Consider the following 2,946-nt stretch of genomic DNA (forward strand, 5'->3'; position numbering starts at 1 on the left):
AAGAGTACGGTCCGGGCATAGGACGCGGCGACGGGGTCATGGGTCACCATGAGCACGGTCTGGCCCAGGGAGTCGACGGTGGAGCGCAGCAGTTCCAGCACCTGCGTGCCGGTGTGGGAGTCCAGGGCGCCGGTCGGCTCGTCCGCCAGGATCAGGTCGGGGCGGCCGATGAGTGCCCTGGCGAGGGCCACACGTTGCTGTTGCCCGCCGGAGAGCTCGCCGGGGCGGTGGTGGAGCCGATCGTGGATGCCCACCCGGCGTACCACCTGGTCGGCCCACTCGTGGTCCACGGGTGCCCCGGACAGCCGCAGGGGCATCGTGATGTTGTCCTGCACGCTCAGCGCGGAGAGCAGGTTGTAGGCCTGGAACACGAACCCCACGCGCTCGCGCCGCAGACGACTGAGGGCGTTCTGCGACATCCCCACCAGGCTGGTCCCCCCCAACAGCACCTCGCCTTCGGTGGGCCGGTCGAGGCCCGCGGCGCAGTGCAGGAAGGTGCTTTTTCCGGAGCCGGAGGGGCCCATTACCGCAGTGAAGCTTCCTTTTGCAAGTTCTACGGAAATACCACGAAGAGCACTCACCTTTCCGGCCCCCGTGTCGTATGTTCTGCGCACGTCAAGCATGCGAAGAGCCGGGGTTACGCCGGGATCCGTTCTGTTCCCCGGGTCGGTACCATGTCCTTTTCTCTTTGTTCGAAACATCTCGCCCTCTCTGAATATCAACGCCGGAATGCTACCATGGGCCTGAAATTGATTTCCCGATTATCGGTCCGGGAGTTTCCTTTTGTCATACGCGGTCGAACTGCGGGAGGGCGCGCGCAAAGGTGCGTGGGAGGGCACTCTCTACTGCCTGCGCGCGGGCGCGGGGGCATTGCGCTCGTGGCTCCTGATCAGCGCCCTGATCGGGTCCCACGCACTGGTGGTCGTGTATGTCGGTGTCCGTCTGCGCCAGTGGGTCGCGGCCCCCCTGGTGCGCGGGGCCGCGCGGGACCTCGCCCTGGCCAGGGAGTTTCTGCAGGGCCCGGATCAGCAGGACGAGGCAACCGAAAACCTCCACAGCCCCGACTTGTGGAACGCGATTCGCTGGATGTGCGTCAACGCGCTCCTCGGGTTGTCGTGCGCCGTCATCGCCATCATTCTCGGAATCGGCGTCCTGGTCTCCTTCACCTGTCTGTTCTGGTGGTGGGCACTGCCGACGGAAATGGCGGTGAGCCCCGGCGGTTATCCCGTCGACTCGTGGGGGGCGGCGCTCACCACCCCGTTGGTCGGGCTGGCATATCTGGCTCTCAACCGGTATTTCGTGCCTCGGTCGGCCTCGGCGCACGCCCACCTGGCGGGGTGCGTTCTCCTGCGGGCGGGCGCCGGCCGGCTTCGTGACCGGCTCGCCGAAGCCAACCTCCTCCGTCAGGAGGCACTGGAGGCGCACGGCATGGAGCTGCGCCGGATCGAACGGGACCTGCACGACGGCACCCAGAACCGGCTCGTCGCCGTCCGCATGCACCTGGGGCTGATCGAGCGTGTGATGGCCAAGGACCCCGAGCGGGCGCGGGAGCTGATGACCCGCGCGAAGGACGCCTCGGAGGAGGCCCTTCGCGATCTGCGCGCCGTGGTCCGCAGCATCTACCCGCCGATCCTCGCCGACCAGGGTCTGGCCGCCGCCGTCTCCTCCTTGGCCTCCCGGTCGGGGGTGCCCTGCGAGGTGGAGGTCGGGGAGCTGCCCCGGCTCCCGGCGGCAGTCGAGGCCGCGGCCTACTTCGTCGTCACCGAGTCCCTCACCAACGTCGCCAAACACTCCGGTGCCGCCCAGGCCCGGGTCCGCCTCTCGGAGGACGCGGCGACGCTCACCGTGACGGTCGACGACGACGGTGAGGGCGGGGCCGACGAGCACCTGGGCAGCGGACTGTCCGGGATACGTCATCGGGTGGCGGCCTTCGACGGCCGAACCCGCGTCACCAGCCCGCCCGGCGGGCCGACCGTCATCGAGGTGAGGCTGCCTTGCGCGTTCTGATCGCCGAGGACGACGTGTTGCTCCGTCAGGGGCTCGTCCTGCTGCTGGAGGTGGAGGGGTTCGAAGTGGTCGGCGCGGCCGGAGACGCCGCCGAGTTCCACTCGATGTTCGAGGAACTACGGCCGGACGTCGCCGTCCTGGACGTGCGTCTGCCGCCCGACCATCGCAGGGAGGGTCTCGACATAGCCGCGCGGATCCGCGCCGAGATCCCGGGATTCCCCATCCTCGTGCTCTCCGCGCACGTGGAGGACGGGTACGCGACCGAACTGCTCGCGGACAGCCACGGCATCGGCTACCTGCTCAAGGACCGCATCGGTGAGGTCGCCGAGTTCTCCGACGCGCTCAGACGTGTGGCCGGGGGTGGCGTGGCCCTCGACCCCGAAGTGATCGCCCACCTGCTCAGGACACGGTCCGGGAACGACCCTCTGGAGACTCTGAGCCCCCGTGAGAAACAGGTGCTGTCCCTCATGGCCGAGGGGCACGACAACGCCAGGATCCGTGACCTTCTCGACCTGTCCACCCCCACCGTGGGCAAGCACATCGGCTCGATATTCACCAAGCTCGGTCTCACCGAGGAGGGGAGCAACCGCCGGGTGCGGGCGGTTCTGGCCTACATCGGGGGGTGAGGTCCCGTTCCCGGAAGCCGGTCGACACCGTCGGCGCCCAGCCGCTCGCGCAGCTCCTCGGTGAGGCGACGCACGTACGGGTTGCCCAGATCGGGGCGCCCCCGCACACGCGACGCGCGGTCCAGGGCGCCGGCCGCTCCGGAGGGGTCGCCTTCGGCCAGCAGGACCCGGGCCTCCAGTTCGGCCACGCGCGCCCTGGCCTCGGCGCCGGCGAGGGCGTCCGCGAACTCCCCTGCGCGCGCCCATGCCGCGCGGGCCCGGGACGGGTCGTCCTCGGCAAGGGCGAGTGAGACCTCCCGACACAGCAGCTCGG

3 protein-coding genes and 1 pseudogene are annotated in these 2,946 nt (G+C 69.3%); 2 read left to right on the forward strand and 2 right to left on the reverse strand.

Going from position 1 to position 2,946, the window contains the following annotated elements; genetic code table 11:
• On the reverse strand, window positions 1-524 hold a 524-nt coding region (locus K8V84_RS09230; RefSeq protein WP_304073034.1), incomplete at its 3' end, for an ABC transporter ATP-binding protein.
• Between the two features lie 259 nt (window positions 525-783).
• On the opposite strand from K8V84_RS09230, the gene K8V84_RS09235 reads away from it, so the two are divergent.
• Both K8V84_RS09235 and K8V84_RS09240 read left to right on the forward strand, forming a co-directional pair.
• Entirely contained in the window at window positions 784-2,007 is a 1,224-nt protein-coding gene (locus K8V84_RS09235) for a sensor histidine kinase (RefSeq protein WP_304073036.1), read from the forward strand.
• Window positions 1,995-2,633 (forward strand): response regulator transcription factor, encoded by a 639-nt coding sequence (locus K8V84_RS09240; protein ID WP_304073040.1) that lies wholly within the window; start codon window positions 1,995-1,997, stop codon window positions 2,631-2,633. Before K8V84_RS09235 ends, K8V84_RS09240 begins: the two co-directional genes overlap by 13 nt.
• Here K8V84_RS09240 and K8V84_RS09245 read toward each other — a convergent pair.
• Window positions 2,618-2,946: pseudogene (locus K8V84_RS09245) on the reverse strand (AfsR/SARP family transcriptional regulator); the annotation flags it as partial. The gene K8V84_RS09240 and the pseudogene K8V84_RS09245 sit on opposite strands and share 16 nt — an antisense overlap.

The organism is Nocardiopsis listeri (assembly GCF_020741345.1).
Classification (GTDB): Bacteria; Actinomycetota; Actinomycetes; order Streptosporangiales; family Streptosporangiaceae; genus Nocardiopsis; species Nocardiopsis listeri_A.